Below are 16,015 nucleotides of genomic sequence, written 5' to 3' on the forward strand. Positions count from 1 at the left end.
CCGGTCTTGCTCTCTAAGCCACGATCGGCTGCAGCGGCGCCTGCGTGGCCCCGGCGCGCCGCGCATGGTGCTCCCAGCACGCCCGCACGTACGCATTCATGATGCGGCCATAGGCCGGGTGCCAGCGCCAGCCCCACTCGGGATGGAACTGGAAGCCCCAGGCGAACACGCCGGGGTCGTGCCAGCGGAACGCTTCGACCAGACCGTCGTCCGCGTGCGCCTCCGCCACCAGGCCCTCGCCCAGCAGCTTCACGCCCTGCGAATGCAGCGAGCTGGCGGGGAAGCGGCCCATCTGCGTGATGCGTTCCAGCTCGCCGCCGGGGCGGCAGGTCACGAAGTGGCGCTCGGCGTACTGCGCGTCTATCGCTTCGTCCGGATCTTCCCAGTGCGTGACGGCGCCGGGCAGGTCGCGCAGCCACTGGTGCAGGCTGCCTCCCAGCGCCACGTTCATGTCGTGCGAGCCGCGGCACAGGCCGATCAGCGGCACCTTGCGCGCGATCGCCAGCCGGATCAGCGGATGCGCGAGTTCGTCGCGCTCGGTGTCGATCTCGAACTCGGGGCGCTGCACTGGCTCGCCGAACAGGCGCGGATCCACGTTGGTGTCGGAGCCGCCCAGCAGGATGCCGTCCACGGTGCCGAGCGCAGCCTCCAGGCGCTCGAGCGGCAGGCGCGGATAGCTCACCGGCTGCAGCCCCATGTTCAACAGCGTGCGCTGGCCGACCTCGTCGATGCAGGTATAGAGCTGCTGGTGTGCGGAGGGCCCGGTGAGGATCCGGTGGCTGGCGACGACCCAGACCACCGGAACGCCCAGCGCCCCCATCAGGCTTCCTCCCGCTGCTTCATGTGGGCGCGGCAGGCGTCGGCGAACGCACGCAGCGTTCGCTCGTAGAAGGGGTGCTGTTCGTGCTGCCACTCGGGGTGCCACTGCACGCCGTAGGCAAAGGTGCGCGCGCCCTGCACGCGCACGCCCTCGACCAGTCCGTCGGGCGCATGCGCCTCGGCGCGCAGGCCTTCGCCGAGGCGGTTGATGCCCTGGCCGTGCAGCGAGTTCACGCGCGCGCTCGGCCCTCCTGCCCATTCCGCGAACTGGCTCCCGGGCTCCAGCAGCACCTCGTGGCGCTCGCCGAACTGCACCTCCAGCGGCTCGTTCTCGGGCTCGCGGTGATCGAGCATGCCGGGCCGGTCATGCAGGCTCTGGTGCAGGCTGCCGCCCAGCGCCACGTTCATCTCCTGCAACCCGCGGCAGACGCCGAAGATCGGCACCGCGCGCTCCAGCGATTCGCGCACCAGGCGCATGGTCAGCTTGTCGCGCCGCGGATCGAGCAGGTCGGTGGACAGCGCCGTCGCGCCGAAGTGCGTGGCCTCCACGTTGGAGGGCGAGCCGGTGAGCAGCACGCCGTCGACCAGCGGCAGCAGGCAGGGCACGTCCTCCACCTCCGCCATCGGGAACAGCACCGGCTGCAGGCCCAGCGCAGTCACGGCCAGCGCGTAGCGGTCGGCCAGCACGCTGTAGCCGCCGGGATCGTTCAGGTCCAGGTGGCGATGGCAGGCGGGCAGCCAGATCAGGGGTTTGTGTCGGGTCGCGGCCATGGCAACGCGGGCAGCAGTTGCCCGCTGCCATGGTGCCAAGGCGCGGCCGTGGCGGCGTGGCGCGCCGCCGACAAGATGCGTCGGACGCAGCCGACGCTGAGCCTACTGGCCCTTGGCCAGGCCCAGCTTCTCGATCAGCTGCTTCTCGCGGCCGAAGGTCTCCTGCGCGAAGCGCGTGTACTGCGCCGAGTCCATGTAGATCGGCAGCATGTCGTAGCGGCCCAGCGCCTGCACGTAGCTGGGATCCTCCATCGCCTTGCGGAAGGCGTCGTGCAGCTTCTTCACCACTTCCGGCGGCGTGCCGCGCGGCGCGCCGATGCCGAAGGGCGAGTTCTGCACGATGTCGAGGCCCAGTTCCTTGAGCGTGGGTGCGTCCGGGAACTTCTCGAGGCGCTTCTCGCCCCAGGTGTTCAGCACCCGCAGCTTGCCGGCCTGCACCAGGGGCGCGAAACCGGTCGAATCGGCGGCCGCCATGATGTGGCCGCCGCCGATGGCCTGCATCAGCTCGGAGCTGCCCTTGTAGGGAATGTGATTCAGCTGGATGCCGAGCTTCTGCGCGATCAGCTCCGTGGTCAGGTGCGGGCTGGTGAGCGTGCCCGTGGAGCCGTAGCTCAGCTTGCCCGGATTGGCCTTGGCGTAGGCGACGAAGTCGTTCCAGTTCTTGATCGGGCTGTCGGCGGGCACCACGATGCCGAAGGCATAGCCGGTCAGGTTGATGACGTAGCTGACGTCCTTGACCGGGTCCCACGCGATCTTGGTGGTGTACGGCAGGCGGAACACGCCCAGCGGAATCTGCGCCAGCGTGTAGCCGTCGGGCGCGGAGCTTTGCAATTGCTGCGCCGGCAACGTGCCCCCGGCGCCGGGCTTGTTCTCGATGATGACGGGCTGGCCCAGCACCTTGCTGGCGTTCTCGGCCAGCTGGCGCATCGTGATGTCGGTCGGACCGCCCGCGGGGAAGGCGATCAGCAGCTTGATGGGCTTGGCCGGAAAAGCGGCCTGGGCATGGGCGCCCAGGCTGGCGGCGGCAAGGCCGCAGGCCGCGAGCTGGACGAGTTGGCGACGGCGCATCGTGTCTCCTGAAAAATGGTGTGCTGGGCGCAAAAGGGTATTGGACCAGAATGCACCATGCTCTCACCAGCGGACGCTGCCGCGTTGGCGACGCTCGCGCGCGACCTCAGAGGCGTGGACCGCGACTGCTACGCGCGCCATGGCCGCGATCCGCTGCAGCCGCTGATCGGGCTCGGCCCGGTGGACGCGCCGCTGTGCTTCGTCGGCCGCGATCCGGGCGCAGCGGAAGTTGCGCAGTGGCGGCCTTTCGTCGGCGGCTCGGGCCAGCAGATCCGGCGCGGCCTCGCCGCGCACCTGTTTGCCGGCCGCGACTACAGCGAGGACCTCGGCCTGCGGGCCGGCGCATCGGTGTTCTGGATGAACACGGTGCCGTACAAGCCGATAGACAACAAGCCGTGGCCGCTGGCCGTGCGCCGCCAGTTCCACGCGCTGCTGCTGCCGCTGCTGGCCCGCCACTGGCGCGGGCGCGACGTCGTCACCTTCGGGACCGAGGCCTTCGGCTGGTTCGGCATCGGGCAATCCGCGCCAGTGCGCGAAGCGATGGATGCTTTCTGGCAGAAGCCTGACAGGTTCGAGGCCAGCCTGCCGCTGCAACTCGCGTGCGACGGCGGCACGCGGGCCTTCACGTTGCATCCGCTGCCGCATCCCTCGCCCGCCAATGCGCAATGGAAAAAGCGATTTCCCGGCTTGCTGCAGTTGCGCCTGCAACAGTTGCTGCCGCACCTTCCTTGATCAGGCTCAGAACAGCGCCGCGCCTCGTCGCGCGGAGGCGACATCTTTACCGCTCGCTCGTTGACGCTGCGCACGCGCGGCCTCGACACTCGAAGGCCTCGGGAAAACCCGAGTGAAAAAACGATTCGACATCCAAGGGACTTTCATGAAACGTATCGCCATCGCGGCCGCTGCCGCCCTGGTCCTGGTCGGCGCCGCCCAGGCGCAACAAGCCCGCAATGCCTCGCCGCTGTACGGCGAACTGGGCTACAGCTTCCTGCAGGTCAAGGAAAGCACCACCGGTTTCGACGCCACGCCGCAAGCGCTGCGCGGCATCGTCGGCTACAACTTCCACCCCTACTTCGCCGGTGAGGCGCTGCTTGCCCTGGGCACCAACTCCGACAGCGACCTGGGCGTGGACGCCAAGGCGAAGTACGCCTTCGGCCTGTTCCTGAAGCCGAAGTACAACTTCAACAACTTCGAAGTGTTCGGCCGCCTCGGCTGGGCCCGCACCAAGGTGAAGTTCAGCGTGCCGGGCTTCAGCGCCAGTGGCACCGACGACGACTTCGCCTACGGCGTCGGCGTGAACTACAGCTTCAACCCGAAGCTGTACGTCGGCGCCGACTGGATGCAGCTCCTGAACAAGGACACGGCCAAGGTGCAAGGCTGGACGATCAGCGTCGGCTACCGCTTCTGACCGGGGCTGAGCTCCAGTGTCGAAGGCCCGCCCCGGCGGGCCTTTTTCGTGGGGGGTCGTCAGTCGCGCGGAGGCCGCACCCGTCATTGCGGCGCGGCACCCGGACCCGTCATTCCCGCGGAGGCGGGAATCCACGGCTTCAGGGAAACTCGCCGCGCGCGGCGAGCATCGGGAGCCCTGGGTTCCCGCCTTCGCGGGAATGACGGGGGGCGCGTTCGTGCCCTCAAACGCGCGCCAGCACCGGCGCCAGCACCTTGCCCGTGTGCGTGCCCTTGGCCACCACTTCCTCCGGCGGAGCCGCAGCCACCACCTGGCCGCCCGCGGAGCCGCCGTCGGGGCCCAGGTCGATGATCCAGTCCGCTTCCGCGATCACGTCGAGGTCGTGCTCGATCACGATCACGCTGTGGCCGCCATCCACCAGCCGATGCAGCACGCGGATCAGCTTTTCCACGTCCGCCATGTGCAGCCCCACGGTGGGCTCGTCCAGCACATAGAGCGTGTGCGGCGCCTTCTGCCCGCGCCGCGTGACGTCGTCGCGCACCTTGGACAGTTCGGTCACCAGCTTGATGCGCTGGGCCTCGCCGCCCGACAGCGTGGGTGATGGCTGTCCCAGCGTGAGGTAGCCCAGGCCCACGTCGCGCAGCAACTGCAGCGGATGGCTGATGTTCTGCATGGCGGAGAAGAACTCCACGGCCTCGTCGACCTCCATGCGCAGCACGTCGCCGATGTTCTTGCCGCGCCAGGTGACCGCCAGCGTCTCGGGGTTGAAGCGGGCGCCGTGGCAGGCTTCGCACGGCACCTTCACGTCCGGCAGGAAGCTCATGGCGATCGTGCGCACGCCCTGGCCTTCGCACAGCGGACAGCGGCCCTCGCCGGTGTTGAAGGAGAAGCGGCCGGGCCCGTAGCCGCGGGCGCGCGCCTCCAGCGTGTCCGCGAACAGCTTGCGGATGGTGTCCCAGAAACCGATGTAGGTCGCCGGGCAGGAGCGCGGCGTCTTGCCGATCGGCGTCTGGTCCACCTCGAGGACGCGGTCGATGGTCCGGTAGCCCGCCAGCGATTTGCAGCCGATCCACTTCGGGTGCTTGCCGGCTTCGTCGGCCTCGCGTCCGGCCTTGGTCGACCGCTGCTGCACCACGGCCTGCACGTTGTGCAGCAGCACGTCGCGCGCCAGCGTGGACTTGCCGGAGCCGGAGACGCCGGTCACGACGACCAGGCGCTTGAGCGGGACGTCGACGTCGACGTCGGCGAGGTTGTGGAGGTCGGCGCCGCGCAGCTTGAGGTAGCGCGTGGTGTTCGGATCCTCGGGCGTGGGCAGCGCCGATGCGATCTGCGCCAGCAGCGAGCGCGGCTTCTTGGCCTTGACCTTCGCCGCGGGCGTCTCGGCCACCGGGATCGCCACGCCCGTGTCCTCGCCGTTCACCAGGCGGCGCGGCTTGACCGGGTGCTTCATCGCATGCAGCAGGTAGCGGCCGGTCAGCGAGTCGGGCGACTGCGTCACTTCGTGCGCCGTGCCTTGTGCGATCACGCTGCCCCCGCGCTTGCCGGCGCCGGGACCGATGTCGATGATGTGGTCGGCGCGCCGGATCGTGTCCTCGTCGTGCTCCACGACCACCAGCGTGTTGCCCTTGTCGCCCAGCTTGTGCAGGGCATCGAGCAGGATCTGGTTGTCGCGCGCGTGCAGGCCGATGGTCGGCTCGTCGAGCACGTAGCACACGCCCTGCAGGTTGGAGCCGAGCTGCGCCGCCAGCCGGATGCGCTGCGCCTCGCCGCCCGAGAGCGTCGGCGCGCCGCGGTCCAGCGTGAGGTAGCCGAGGCCCACCTCCTCCAGGAATTCCAGCCGCGAGCGGATCTCCGGGATCAGGTCGCGCGCGATGCCCTGCTCGCGCACGCTCAGCACGTCGCGCGCCTGCAGGCCTTCGACCCACTGGCGCACGTCGCGCACCGACAGCGCGGCGATGTCGGAGATGGCGGTAACGTCGAAGCGCACGGCGCGCGCCTGCGCGTTGAGGCGCGTGCCCTGGCAGGTGGGGCAGGTTTCGTCCGAGACGTCCTCCACCTCGGCTTCGGCAAAGGTCTGCTCGCGGCCCTTGTCGCCTTCGGCGGTGAGCAGCGTGTCGTCCAGCGCCTTGCGCTGCTCGCGCGTGAGCTTCACGCCGGTGCCCACGCAATCGGGGCACCAGCCGTGCTTGCTGTTGTACGAGAACAGGCGCGGATCGAGCTCCGGGTAGCTGGTGTTGCACACCGGGCAGGCGCGCAGCGTGGAGAAGACCTCCACCCGGCCGATGCCCTCGTGCTTCACCACGCCCTGGCTGAACGCCGTGCGCAGCGCATCGAGCGGCGCCAGCAGGTGCACCACGCCCTTGCCGTGCTCCAGCGCGGTGGCGATCTTCTCGCGCAGCAGGCCCTCGTTGGCGGGCGTCACGTCGAAGTCGCACACCGGCAGCTCGATGGTGTGCTCCTTGAAGCGGTCGATGCGCGGGAATCCGGTGGTCGGCAGGAAGTTGCCGTCGACACGCAGGTGCGTGTAGCCGCGCGGGCGGGCCCAGTCGGCGAGTTCCGTGTACACGCCCTTGCGGTTCACCACCAGCGGCGCCAGCAGGCCCACGTGCTGGCCGCGGTAGCGCTTCAGGATCTGCGCCACGATGCTGTCGGGCGTCTGCGGCCGCACCTCGGCGCCTTCGTTCACGCAGTGCTGCACGCCCAGCTTCACGTACAGGAGGCGCAGGAAGTGCCACACCTCCGTCGTCGTGCCCACCGTGGACTTGCGACCGCCGCGCGAGAGGCGCTGCTCGATCGCCACCGTCGGCGGAATGCCGTACACCGCGTCCACCTCGGGCCGGCCGGCCGGCTGCACGATCGAGCGCGCGTAGGCATTGAGCGATTCGAGGTAGCGCCGCTGCCCCTCGTTGAACAGGATGTCGAAGGCGAGCGTCGACTTGCCCGAGCCGGACACGCCGGTGATCACGCTGAACTTGTTGTGCGGGATGTCGACGCTGAGGCTCTTGAGGTTGTGCTCCTTGGCGTTGACGATCTGGATGGCATCCTTGCGGCGCTCCGCGAAATTGGGGTCAGATTCCAATTTCCTCGACGCGTCGTTCCCCTTGCCGGCAGCCTGGCGGGAAATTGGAATCTGACCCCAATTTCGCTGCCCCGGCTCCGAAACAAGGCCCAGCGTGCCGTCGTACTCACGCAGCGCCTTCGCCGTGTGCGAGCTCGCGTGCTGCTTCACTTCCTCCGGCGGACCTTCCGCCACCAGCAGCCCGCCGCCGTCGCCGCCTTCTGGGCCCAGGTCCACCAGCCAGTCGGCCGCGCGGATCACGTCGAGGTTGTGTTCGATCACGATCAGCGAGTTGCCGTTTTCCAGCAGCTTGCGCAGGGCGCGCATCAGCTTGGCGATGTCGTCGAAGTGCAGCCCCGTGGTCGGCTCGTCGAACAGGAACAGCGTGCCCTTCTTTGCCACGCCCTGGCGCGAGTGCGTGGACGAGCGTGCGGCCTCGGACAGGAAGCCCGCCAGCTTGAGCCGCTGCGACTCGCCGCCCGAGAGCGTCGGCACCGGCTGCCCCAGCTTCACGTACTCCAGCCCCACGTCGACGATCGGCTGCAGCGAGCGCAGCACGTCGCGGTCGTTGGCGAACAGCGCGGCGGCCTCGCTCACCGTCAAGTCCAGCACGTCGGCGACGTTCATCGCGCGCGGCGCGAGGGCGCCGACCGGCTGCCGCTCGATCGTCACTTCCAGGATCTCGGGCCGGTAGCGCTTGCCGTCGCAATCGGGGCAGCGCAGGTACACGTCGGACAGGAACTGCATCTCCACGTGCTCGTAGCCGGAGCCGCCGCAGGTCGGGCAGCGCCCGTCGCCCGAGTTGAAGCTGAACTTCGCCGCCGTGTAGCCGCGCTGCTTCGCCAGCGCAGAGGTGGCGAAGATCTCGCGGATGCAGTCCCAGGCGCCGACATAGCTCACCGGATTGGAGCGCGCCGTCTTGCCGATCGGCGACTGGTCGACGAACACGACGTCGCCCAGGTGGTCCGCGCCCAGCACGCGATCGTGCAGGCCCGGCGTCTCGGTCGCACGGCCGAAGTGCCGCAGCAGCGCCGGCGCGAGGATGTCCTGCACCAGCGTGGACTTGCCCGAGCCGGACACGCCCGTCACCACCACCAGGCGCTGCAGCGGGAACTCCACCGACAGGTTCTTCAGGTTGTGCTCGCGCGCGCCTTCCAGCACCAGCCGCGGCGTGGCGTCGGTGACGGCGCGCTTGAAGCCCATGCCGACGTGCTTGCGGGCGCCGAGATAGGCGCCGGTCAGCGTGTCGGCCTTGCGCAGGTCCTGCACCGTGCCGTCGAACACGATCTCGCCGCCGCGCTCGCCGGGCCCCGGCCCCATGTCGATGATGCGGTCGGCGGCGACCATCACGGCCGGGTCGTGCTCCACCACCACCAGCGTGTTGCCGGCATCGCGCAGGCGCTGCATGGCCTGCGTGATGCGGCCCATGTCGCGCGGGTGCAGGCCGATGCTGGGCTCGTCGAGCACGAACAGCGTGTTGACCAGCGAGGTGCCGAGCGCGGTGGTCAGGTTGATCCGCTGCACCTCGCCGCCGGAGAGCGTGCGGCTCTGGCGATCCAGCGTGAGGTAGCCGATGCCGACGTCCACCAAGTAGCGCAGCCGCGTGTTGATCTCGTCGAACAGCAGCTTGAGCGCCTGCAGCTCGCCGCTGCCGGCATGCGCTTCGGCCTCCGGCTCGACACGATCGAAGAAGCGCCGCAGCTTGTCGATCGGCAGCAGCATCAGGTCGTGCACCGACAGGCCGGGCAGCGCCTCGAGTTGCGCACGCGTCCAGTCGACGCCCACCGGCAGGAAGCGCCGCGCCGGCTCCAGCGCCGCGTCCGCATCGTCCTTGCTGCCCAGGCGCCACAGCAGCGACTCGGTCTTCAGGCGGGCGCCGCCGCAGGCCTCGCAGGGCGTGTAGCTGCGGTACTTGGACAAGAGCACCCGGATGTGCATCTTGTAGGCCTTGCTTTCGAGGTACTGGAAGAAGCGCTTGACGCCGTACCACTGCTTGTTCCAGTTGCCCTCGCGGTAGTTGGGCGCGCCCTGGACCACCCACTGCTTCTGTTCGGGCGTGAGCTTGTACCAGGGCGTGTCGCGCGGGATGCCGGCCGCTTCGGCATGCCGCATCATGTCTTCCTGGCATTCGGACCAGGCCGGCGTCTGGAAGGTCTTGACGGCGCCCGACCGCAGCGTGAGCTTGTCGTTCGGGAACACCAGGCCGTAGTCGACGCCGATCACGCGGCCGAAGCCGCGGCAGGTCTCGCACGCGCCGACGGGCGAGTTGAACGAGAACATCGACGGCACCGGGTCGGTGTAGCGGATGTCCGAGTCGGGGCAGTGCAGGCCGGTGGAGAACTTCCACACGTCCTTGGCGTCGTCGTCGCCCGCGTACACCCACACGCGCCCGCTGCCGCGCTTCAGCGCCACCTCGATCGCTTCGATCGCGCGGGCCTTCTCCACGCCCTGGATGCGGAAGCGGTCCGCCACCACGTCGAGGATCTTGCGCGGGCCGGTGGGCGTCGCCACTTCGCGTTCGGCCTGCACGCGGGTGAAGCCGCTGGCGGCGAGCCACTGCTCGACTTCCTCTGGCGTCGTGCCGCCGGGGAGTTCCACCGGGAAGGTGACGACCAGGCGCGGATCGCCGGCCCGCGTGCGCTCCATCAGCTGCTCGTAGATCGTCTCCGGCGAGTCGTGCCGCACCTGCTGCGCCGTCTTGCGGTCGAACAGCTGCGCCGCCCGCGCGAACAGCAGCTTCAGGTGGTCGTTGAGTTCCGTCATCGTGCCCACGGTGGAGCGCGACGAGCGGACGGGGTTGGTCTGGTCGATGGCGATCGCGGGCGGGACGCCCTCGACGCGATCGACCGCGGGTTTGTCCATGCGCTCCAGGAACTGGCGCGCATAGGCGGAGAAGGTTTCGACGTAGCGGCGCTGGCCTTCGGCGTAGAGGGTGTCGAAGACGAGGCTGGATTTGCCGGAGCCGCTGGGGCCGGTGACGACGGTCAGTTCACCGGTGTGCAGGTCGAGGTCGAGATTCTTGAGGTTGTGTTGTCTGGCGCCGCGGATGCGGATCGATCCCTGGGACATGGAGGCCTTCAGCAAGCAAGGCCGAAGATTGTAGGGAGCGGCTCCGCATGAGGAGGCGCAAGGGTTATGCGCAGATCCCCTACGCAAGTCTCATAACAAAGTCTTACAGACCCTTTACCTCGGATTGACTATCTTGCGCCGTCCTCCACTCTCCGGCGGCGCTCATGGACTCGTGGAAGCAGTGGCTACCCGGCTACGGTGTCGACTGGCACTTGCGTCCCCCCGAGGCGGGCGTCGAAGCCGTGCGCCGGCAATTGCTGGCCGTGCTGGAAGACTGCCATGGCACCGAGAGCGATCGCCTGCGCTGGCGGGTCCACACGGCGGAGCGTGCGCAGGAACTGTGGCTTTTGCGCGACCAGATTTTCCAGATCGTGACGACCCAGCATTGCCTGGCGCAGGCGCAGGAGCGCATCGACGGCCTGCTCTCTGCCTTCGGTACGGTCCTGCCCGCCAGCATGATCAGCCGGGTTTAGGCGGGCCGCGCGGCCCAGCAACGGCCCGCTTCCCGGGGCTCGCAGTCTCCTACTGCCGACAGTGGGTGTTGCAACTTAAATACTGCTAGCGTTTACACTTAGACACACCCGGCACAGTCGCGCTGCCGTGGGAGAAGCAAGTGAAACGCTTGATCGTTGCGGCCATCGCCGCGCTCGCGCCCGTCTGGGCTCTTTCGCAAATCCTCGTCGGCCAGACGGCCGGCTTCACCGGGCTGGCCGCCTCCGGCGTCAAGGAGATCACCGACGGCGCGAAGCTCTGGCTCGATGCCGTCAACGCCAAGGGCGGAGTGAACGGGCAGAAGATCGAGCTCGTCTCGCTGGACGACAAGTTCGATCCGGCCCTGGCCGCGGCCAACGCCCGGCAATTGATCGAGGAGAAGCACGTCGTCGCGCTGTTCCTCAATCGCGGCACGCCGCACACCGAGGCGATCCTCCCGCTGCTGGAACAGCACGCCGTGCCGCTGGTGGCGCCCTCCTCCGGCGCGATGGTGCTGCACCAACCGGTGAAGAAGCACGTCTTCAACGTGCGCGCGCCCTACCAGCGCGAAGCGGAAAAGGCAGTGACGCACCTGCGCGCCCTGGGCATCACGCGCATCGCCGTCGTGCACGCGGACGACAGCTTCGGCGAGGACGGCCTGGAGGGCGCGAGCAAGGGCTTCTACCGCGCGGGCTTCGCGCCCGCCATCGCGATCAAGGTCGACCGCACGCGCCCCGACTACAAGGCCGTCGTGCAGACGGTGGAGAAATCGGGCGTGCAGGCCGTGGTGTGGATCGCCTCCGGCACGGCGGTGGTGGACGGCATCAAGTCGCTGCGCAGCGCGCAGTCGGGCCTGCAGGTCGTGACGCTGTCGAACAACGCGTCCTCCGGCTTCATCCGCGGCCTCGGCGAAGCCGGCGCCGGCGTGATGGTCACGCAGGTGTTCCCGTCGGAGCGCGCGGTGGCCTACGCGATGGTGCGCGATGCGGCGGCGCTCGCGAAGGAGAAGAAGCTGGAACTGAGCCCTGCGATGCTGGAGGGCTACGCGGGCGCGAAGGTGCTGGTCGAAGCGCTGCGCCGCGCCGGCCCGAACCCGACGCGCGCCAAGGTGCAGGCGGCGCTCGAAGGTCTGCAGAAGTTCGACCTTGGCGGCATGGAGATCAGCTACGCGCCGGACGACCACACGGGGATGGAGTATTCGGAACTGTCGATCATCGGGGTGGATGGGAAGTTCAAGAGGTAGGGCAACGCGTCATTGCCGCGAAGGCGGGAATCGAGGGCTTCCGGAGCCCTGATCCGTCCGGGCGCGGCGCAGCTCGTCATTCCCGCGAAGGCGGGAATCCAGGGCTCCCACGGGCCCCGTGTGCCGCCCGCGCGCGGGCGAGGATTCTGGAAGCTCTGGGCCCCCGCCTTCGCGGGGGTGACGGAGAGGCTCGCGACGGTGACGGAGAGGCTCGCGACGGTGACGGAGAGGCTCGCGACGGTGACGGGGAGGCTCGCGACGGTGACGGGGAGGCTCGCGGCAGGGACGGGCAAGCGCGGAGCCGCGCTCACACCCCCAGGATCTCCTCCCAGAGATCCCTCCACTCCGGATTCCTTTCTTCGATCAACCGCACCTTCCACGCCCGGTTCCACTTCTTCAGCCGCTTCTCCCGCGTAATCGCATGTTCCATGTCCCCTTGCAGTTCGTAGTGCACGAGATGCTTCACGCCGTAGTGCAGCGAAAAACCCGCCACCGCCCCTGACCTGTGCTGCCAGGCGCGCTGGACCAGGTTCGAAGTCACACCGATGTACAGCGTGCCGTTGCGGCCGCTGGCGAGGATGTAGACGGCAGGCTGCTTTTCCATGGGGGCAGCGCAATGCGGGAGCGCTGGATTCCCGCCTCCGCGCGAATGACGTAGTGGCGAGCGGCGCGGTGAGGAAATTCCCGGGGCCTGGCGAAGCACCAGGCCGGGGTCAATCCATCGCGTAGATATCCACGTCCTTCGTCTCGCGGATGAACAGCGTGCCGATCACGCAGGTGGCGGCGGCGATCGCGACGGGGTACCAGAGGCCCGCGTACATGTTGCCCGTGTGCGCGACGATCGCGAAGGCCGTGGTCGGCAGCAGGCCGCCGAACCAGCCGTTGCCGATGTGGTACGGCAGGCTCATCGAGGTGTAGCGGATGCGCGTGGGGAACAGTTCCACCAGCATCGCCGCGATCGGGCCGTAGACCATCGCCACCAGGATCACCAGGTACACGAGCAGCGCGATCACCATGGGCACGTTCATCTTCGCCGGATCGGCCGCGGCCGGATAGCCCGCGGCCTCGAGCGCTGCTGCCACCTCGCGCTCGAACGCGGCGATCCTGCGCATGCTGGCGTCGTCGAACTTGCCGCGGCCGACCACGGCCGTCGGCGCCACGATGGACTTCGCGCCTATGGTCACGGTGGCGGGTTTCCCTGCCTCGCCCGTGGCGTTCTCGTAGCTCACGGAGTTCTGCGCCAGGAAGCGCTTGGCGATGTCGCAGGAGCTGGCGAAATCGGTCTCGCGCGCGATGGGGCTGCCCTGGAACGAGCATTGGGCGTCGTCGGCATGCACCACCACCCTGGCGTGCGCCTGCGCGGCGGCGAGGTCCGGGTTGGCCGCCTGCGTGAGCGCCCCGAACAGGGGGAAGTAGCTCAGTGCGGCCAGCAGGCAGCCGGCCATGATGATCGGCTTGCGGCCGATGCGGTCCGACAACCGGCCGAACAGCAGGAAGAAGGGCGTGCCGACCACGAGCGCCGCGGCCATCATGAGGTTGGCCGTCGCGTTGTCCACCTTCAGCGCCTGCGTGAGGAAGAACAGCGCATAGAACTGCCCCGAGTACCAGACCACCGCCTGGCCCGCCGTCAGGCCGACCAGCGCCAGGATCACGACCTTCAGGTTGCGCCATTGACCGAACGATTCCTTCAACGGCGTCTTCGAGCTGCGGCCCTTCGCCTTCATGCGGCGGAAGGCGGGGGATTCGTTCATCGACAGGCGGATCCACACCGAGACGACCAGCAGCAGGACCGACACGAGGAAGGGCACGCGCCAGCCCCAGTCGGCGAAGGCGGCTTCCCCGAGCAGCGTGCGGGTGCCGAGCACCACGATCAGCGACAGCAGCAGGCCCAGCGTCGCGGTCGTCTGGATCCACGCCGTGTACGCGCCGCGCCGGCCTGGTGGCGCATGTTCCGCCACGTAGGTCGCCGCACCGCCGTATTCGCCGCCCAGCGCGAGCCCCTGCAGCAGGCGCATCGCGATCAGCATCACGGGCGCCGCGACACCCACCGAGCCATAGGAAGGCAGGAGGCCGACGATGAAGGTCGACAGCCCCATGATCAGGATCGTGACCAGGAAGGTGTACTTGCGCCCGATCATGTCGCCCAGCCGGCCGAACACCAGCGCTCCGAAGGGCCGCACCAGGAAGCCGGCGGCGAAGGCCAGCAGCGCGAAGATGAACGCCGCACCGGGATCGAGCGCCGAGAAGAACTGCTTGGCGACGATCGAAGCCAGCGCGCCGTACAGGTAGAAGTCGTACCACTCGAACACGGTGCCCAGCGAGGAGGCGAAGATCACGCGCCTGTCCTGCGGCGTCATGGACCCGCTGGCCGGGGCCGGCGTCACGAAGGCCAGTGGAGGGTGTGCGGGGTTGCGTTGCGTCACGCGCCGCATTCTTCGCGCGCGCTCTGACCCCGCTCTGACGCGAAACTGATGCGGCTCTGACCGTTTAGGGTCAAACCCGCAGCGGCGCTTTCACGATGCGAACGGGTAGGAGCCTTGGCTAGGCATTCCCTTTACGCGTCTGGCCGGTGGGCAGGTCCGCGGCCTGCTCCCACGCGCCGCCGGCGAACCAGGCGTTGCCTTCCAGGTACTCGCGCAGCATGGGCAGCGCATCGAAACCCCAGAACACGCGGCCATCGACTTCGCACGTGGGCACGCCGAACAGGCCGCGTGCGATGGCCGCTTCGGTGTTGGCCTTCAGTTCCGCCTTCACGGCCTCGTCGGCGGGGTCGCGCGGCGGCTGCAGCAAGGCACGCAGCTCCGCCAGGCGCTGCGCGTCGGCCGCGTCGGCGCCGCCACGCCAGACGTGGCGGAACACCGTCTCGGCCACGTAGCGGTTCACCAGTCCGTCTTGCCCGCACGCGAGCGCGAGCCGCAGCGCCCCCAGCGGATTGAACGGATGCGCGGCTGGCAGCTGCAGCGGGATGCCGTGCGCGTGCGCGAGCCACAGCACCTGCCGGTAGGTCCAGTCGCGCTTGGGCGCGATCTCCGCCGGCCCGAGCTGGCCGTGGTGCTTGAGCATCGCCGCGAACAGCACGGGGCGGTAGTCCACGCGATAGCTCAGGCCCTTGAGCGCCTCGGGCAGTTTCTCGAACGCGAGGTAGGCATAAGGCGAGATGAAGTCGAAGTGGAAGGTGATGTGCTTCATGGGTCTTCGTGGGCGCGCTGCAGCAGGCGGTCCCAGATCGCGCGCTTCTCCTCCTCGGTGGCGCGGCTCCAGGCCGCGATCTCGTCGAGGGTGCGGTAGCAGCCTTCGCAGGTGCCGCTCGCCGCGTCGATCCGGCACACCGAGATGCAGGGCGAAGGCAAGAAATCGGCCAGGTCCAGGCCGCTTGCCTTTTCCAGCAGGAACTGCTTCGTGCCGGAACTCATCCCGCCGGCGCCTGCGCCACGTCCGCCACCGGTGCGCCAGTGAGCCGCTCCAGGTCGTGCGGGCGCAGCTTGAAGACGCCGTGCGGATGCCCCGCGGCGGCCCAGATCTCCTCGAAGCGAAACAGTTCGCGGTCGATCAGCGTCACCGGCGGCTGCACATGGGCGATCGGCGCCACGCCGCCGATGGAAAAGCCGGTCTTCGCCTTGACGAATTCGGCGTCCGCGCGACCGGTCTTGCCGACGATCGCATCGACCTTCTTCTCGTCGACCCGGCGGTCGCCGGAGGCGATCACCAGCACGGCGACGTCGTCGGCCTTGCGGCGGAAGATGATGCTCTTGGCGATCTGCCCGACGTGGATGCCCAGCGCATCGGCCGCCTGCTGCGCCGTGCGCGCGGCGTCGTCCAGCATCACGGGGGCGTGGGGATGCCCGGCATCCTGCAAGGCGCGCGCGACGCGCTGCACGCCTTCGGGGAGGGATTGGAGTTCAGCGCCACACATGCTTGGAAGAGGAGGAGTCGTCATTCCCGTGAAGGCGGGAATCCAGTGGGGAAAGCGTCATTCCGAACAGTGAATTCAGTGGAGAAAGCGTCATTCCCGCGAAGGCGGGAATCCAGTGCTTCCGCATTCTCCCTGGAAGCCCTGGGCCCCCGCCTGCGCGGGGGTGACGGGTGGGGATGTGCGGGGGTGACGGGT

General features: G+C 68.7%; 13 protein-coding genes. 4 read left to right on the forward strand and 9 right to left on the reverse strand.

Annotation, left to right across the window (positions count from 1 at the left end):
- Positions 1-13: 13 nt before the first annotated feature.
- The 3 genes from JI746_RS15120 to JI746_RS15130 form a co-directional block, all read right to left on the reverse strand.
- Complete coding sequence (locus JI746_RS15120) at positions 14-820, reverse strand: gamma-glutamyl-gamma-aminobutyrate hydrolase family protein (protein ID WP_201690595.1); 807 nt, start codon at positions 818-820, stop codon at positions 14-16.
- Positions 820-1,590 (reverse strand): gamma-glutamyl-gamma-aminobutyrate hydrolase family protein, encoded by a 771-nt coding sequence (locus tag JI746_RS15125; protein ID WP_201690597.1) that lies wholly within the window; start codon positions 1,588-1,590, stop codon positions 820-822. The genes JI746_RS15120 and JI746_RS15125 overlap by 1 nt, the downstream gene beginning before the upstream one ends.
- A gap of 102 nt (positions 1,591-1,692) precedes the next feature.
- Positions 1,693-2,658 carry a Bug family tripartite tricarboxylate transporter substrate binding protein gene (locus JI746_RS15130; protein WP_201690599.1) on the reverse strand — a complete coding sequence of 322 codons (966 nt, stop codon included), beginning with the start codon at positions 2,656-2,658 and terminating at the stop codon, positions 1,693-1,695.
- 57 nt (positions 2,659-2,715) lie between these two features.
- On the opposite strand from JI746_RS15130, the gene JI746_RS15135 reads away from it, so the two are divergent.
- On the forward strand, positions 2,716-3,390 hold the full coding sequence (locus JI746_RS15135) for a uracil-DNA glycosylase family protein (RefSeq protein WP_201690601.1): 675 nt from the start codon (positions 2,716-2,718) through the stop codon (positions 3,388-3,390).
- A gap of 145 nt (positions 3,391-3,535) precedes the next feature.
- A complete protein-coding gene (locus JI746_RS15140; RefSeq protein ID WP_201690603.1) occupies positions 3,536-4,066 on the forward strand; it encodes a porin family protein in 531 nt (176 codons plus the stop codon).
- Between the two features lie 223 nt (positions 4,067-4,289).
- On the opposite strand, the gene uvrA is transcribed toward JI746_RS15140, so the two are convergent.
- Complete coding sequence (gene uvrA, locus JI746_RS15145) at positions 4,290-10,193, reverse strand: excinuclease ABC subunit UvrA (protein ID WP_201690605.1); 5,904 nt, start codon at positions 10,191-10,193, stop codon at positions 4,290-4,292.
- 164 nt (positions 10,194-10,357) lie between these two features.
- Here uvrA and JI746_RS15150 point away from each other — a divergent pair, with 164 nt between their 5' ends.
- Complete coding sequence (locus JI746_RS15150) at positions 10,358-10,666, forward strand: hypothetical protein (protein ID WP_201690606.1); 309 nt, start codon at positions 10,358-10,360, stop codon at positions 10,664-10,666.
- A 140-nt stretch (positions 10,667-10,806) separates the two neighbouring features.
- Entirely contained in the window at positions 10,807-11,907 is a 1,101-nt protein-coding gene (locus tag JI746_RS15155; protein WP_201690608.1) for an ABC transporter substrate-binding protein, read from the forward strand.
- Positions 11,908-12,214: 307 nt separating this feature from the next.
- Here JI746_RS15155 and JI746_RS15160 read toward each other — a convergent pair whose 3' ends face one another.
- The 5 genes from JI746_RS15160 to JI746_RS15180 form a co-directional block, all read right to left on the reverse strand.
- A complete protein-coding gene (locus JI746_RS15160; protein WP_201690610.1) occupies positions 12,215-12,511 on the reverse strand; it encodes a GIY-YIG nuclease family protein in 297 nt (98 codons plus the stop codon).
- 109 nt (positions 12,512-12,620) lie between these two features.
- Entirely contained in the window at positions 12,621-14,264 is a 1,644-nt protein-coding gene (locus JI746_RS15165) for an MFS transporter (protein WP_236599886.1), read from the reverse strand.
- Positions 14,265-14,448: 184 nt separating this feature from the next.
- Positions 14,449-15,096, reverse strand: coding sequence for a 2-hydroxychromene-2-carboxylate isomerase (locus tag JI746_RS15170; RefSeq protein WP_201690614.1), 648 nt, complete (start codon positions 15,094-15,096; stop codon positions 14,449-14,451).
- Positions 15,093-15,320, reverse strand: a complete 228-nt coding sequence (locus tag JI746_RS15175; RefSeq protein WP_201690616.1) for a DUF1289 domain-containing protein — start codon at positions 15,318-15,320, stop codon at positions 15,093-15,095. Before JI746_RS15175 ends, JI746_RS15170 begins: the two co-directional genes overlap by 4 nt.
- A complete protein-coding gene (locus tag JI746_RS15180; protein WP_201690618.1) occupies positions 15,317-15,820 on the reverse strand; it encodes a YbaK/EbsC family protein in 504 nt (167 codons plus the stop codon). The genes JI746_RS15175 and JI746_RS15180 overlap by 4 nt, the downstream gene beginning before the upstream one ends.
- Positions 15,821-16,015 lie beyond the last annotated feature (195 nt).

This window comes from Ramlibacter alkalitolerans, assembly GCF_016722765.1.
Classification (GTDB): Bacteria; Pseudomonadota; Gammaproteobacteria; order Burkholderiales; family Burkholderiaceae_C; genus Ramlibacter; species Ramlibacter alkalitolerans.

What these genes read in the sequence shown, in the direction of transcription:
- JI746_RS15120 (WP_201690595.1), bottom strand. Translation starts at nt 820, where the DNA reads ATGGGGGCGCTGGGCGTTCCGGTGGTCTGGGTCGTCGCCAGCCACCGG.
- JI746_RS15125 (WP_201690597.1), bottom strand. Translation starts at nt 1,590, where the DNA reads ATGGCCGCGACCCGACACAAACCCCTGATCTGGCTGCCCGCCTGCCAT.
- JI746_RS15130 (WP_201690599.1), bottom strand. Translation starts at nt 2,658, where the DNA reads ATGCGCCGTCGCCAACTCGTCCAGCTCGCGGCCTGCGGCCTTGCCGCC.
- JI746_RS15135 (WP_201690601.1), top strand. Translation starts at nt 2,716, where the DNA reads ATGCTCTCACCAGCGGACGCTGCCGCGTTGGCGACGCTCGCGCGCGAC.
- JI746_RS15140 (WP_201690603.1), top strand. Translation starts at nt 3,536, where the DNA reads ATGAAACGTATCGCCATCGCGGCCGCTGCCGCCCTGGTCCTGGTCGGC.
- uvrA (WP_201690605.1), bottom strand. Translation starts at nt 10,193, where the DNA reads ATGTCCCAGGGATCGATCCGCATCCGCGGCGCCAGACAACACAACCTC.
- JI746_RS15150 (WP_201690606.1), top strand. Translation starts at nt 10,358, where the DNA reads ATGGACTCGTGGAAGCAGTGGCTACCCGGCTACGGTGTCGACTGGCAC.
- JI746_RS15160 (WP_201690610.1), bottom strand. Translation starts at nt 12,511, where the DNA reads ATGGAAAAGCAGCCTGCCGTCTACATCCTCGCCAGCGGCCGCAACGGC.
- JI746_RS15165 (WP_236599886.1), bottom strand. Translation starts at nt 14,264, where the DNA reads ATGACGCCGCAGGACAGGCGCGTGATCTTCGCCTCCTCGCTGGGCACC.
- JI746_RS15170 (WP_201690614.1), bottom strand. Translation starts at nt 15,096, where the DNA reads ATGAAGCACATCACCTTCCACTTCGACTTCATCTCGCCTTATGCCTAC.
- JI746_RS15175 (WP_201690616.1), bottom strand. Translation starts at nt 15,320, where the DNA reads ATGAGTTCCGGCACGAAGCAGTTCCTGCTGGAAAAGGCAAGCGGCCTG.
- JI746_RS15180 (WP_201690618.1), bottom strand. Translation starts at nt 15,820, where the DNA reads ATGTGTGGCGCTGAACTCCAATCCCTCCCCGAAGGCGTGCAGCGCGTC.